1 protein-coding gene and 1 pseudogene are annotated in these 1,646 nt (G+C 35.0%); both read right to left on the bottom strand.

Annotated elements, in window-relative coordinates; translation table 11 throughout:
• Positions 1–742: hypothetical protein (locus BPMYX0001_RS25185; RefSeq protein WP_033799352.1), on the bottom strand; the 742-nt coding region annotated here is incomplete at its 3' end.
• Between the two features lie 93 nt (positions 743–835).
• Positions 836–1,646 (bottom strand): annotated as a pseudogene (locus BPMYX0001_RS25180) (hypothetical protein); the annotation flags it as partial.

The raw sequence follows: 1,646 nt of genomic DNA, 5'->3' as shown, positions 1-1,646 counted from the left end.
GGTATACTTCAGGATATGAATGTGTCTTCTCAAACTCTTTCATTTCTTTGACACGCTCTTCCCGACTTTTCGTATACGTTTCTTCTTGTTGCCCTGGACTATTATCCTGTTTTTCTTTTGATGAGGTTTGTTTATTTGGATCTGATTCCTTTTCATTATCAACTCCTAATAACATAAGCAATTCTGCCTGGTATTGTTCCTTGTAACGTATCTCATCCTGAGAAGGGGCAATCTCTTCTAAAATTTGTTCCTTATATGACTCTTTATATGCCTCTTTTGGCATTGCTTTAGGCATCACCACATGATTTTTTTCATCTAATGGCTCTAGAGGTGAGAAAGACTGTTCTACTTGATTTCCCCTCTTTTGATTGGCTGTTTCATCCATTCTTTGCCGCTCAATCGCTCTTTGTTTTATCAAATTTTTCACCACATCAGACAATTGCTTCTCTCCTGTAAGTCGAAGAGAAGATTTCGACCAATTCTCACCATCTATTTCTTGTTCATATACTTTTACTTTCCCTGTATCATGATGAATATCAATTGTGATATCTCCTTGCCCCCAGTCCATTGCACTTGTCACAGATGGAATCGCAAAACGAGTAACACCTGCTTCCACTCCTCGTTGTTTTTCATGCATATTTCCTTCAGGAAACTTTTCTTTTTGTTTTCCAGTCATCTGAAGTGCTTGTTTATACAAAGCTTCTCTGATTTCTTCTTGCTTCAGTTGTTCTTGTATATTCATTTTTCACTTCCTCCTTTATAATAAAAAATCACTTCTCGTTCTCAACGATAAGTGATGACATTGATTCTTTATTAAATTGTGTAAACGAACCATTTATCGTCCTAATTCCACCTCTTGTTTCTTTTTCTTTGCAACATTTTGGAATTGCGTAAAGTTCGAGAATGGTTCATATTGTTTTTCCCGATCAACCAATTTCGATGCGGTCTGCTTAGTAGTCGTAATTCCCTCTTTATTCAACTTTTCTTGTACTTTACTTTCTAATTGATTGACAGATTCTTGGGTAATGAGTTCATTATCAATTGCTACATTTTTGGTTGCAAAATAACGCTCTTCCACTTGTACACGATGAATAATACTATCAATATCGTTTACTGTTTCATGAGATTGTGCTCGCTTAAAAGCCTCATATTTTCCACTTAATTCTTTCTCCATCGAAGCTGTAACATGTTTAGCTGTATGAGGAAGTGGTTGTAATTTTTGTTCTAATGACTCAATTGGTGCATAACCTTCCTGTTTCATTTCTTTATATAACTCTACTTCTTTTTCACTAAACCTTAACTCTTTTTGATCCTCAGCTTTATCTACAAAATCCACTTCTCTTTGTGCCCATTTATCATATATGGCTATTTTGACTAGATCATTTAAATCAATCTGTGCATCCTTTTGATGTACAACAAACGAACTTTCTTTCCCCTCAAAAACAGAATTATGGACTGTCTCATATAAATCTGGTTGCAAAATTTTATTTAAGCGAACATCTTTTACACTACCGTTTTTTTCCGTTAAAGATACAGATAAACCTTCTTGATTTGGTTCTTCTTCCTTCCGTATTGGTATGTCAGTAATCTCTTTAGTAAAAGCATCCATCATGTGTATTTTTCCACCATACATATCTTGCACATCT

Origin of the sequence: Bacillus pseudomycoides DSM 12442, assembly GCF_000161455.1 — a bacterium.
In the GTDB taxonomy this organism is placed as follows: domain Bacteria; phylum Bacillota; class Bacilli; order Bacillales; family Bacillaceae_G; genus Bacillus_A; species Bacillus_A pseudomycoides.
This window is presented reverse-complemented; position numbering and strand designations above follow the sequence as displayed.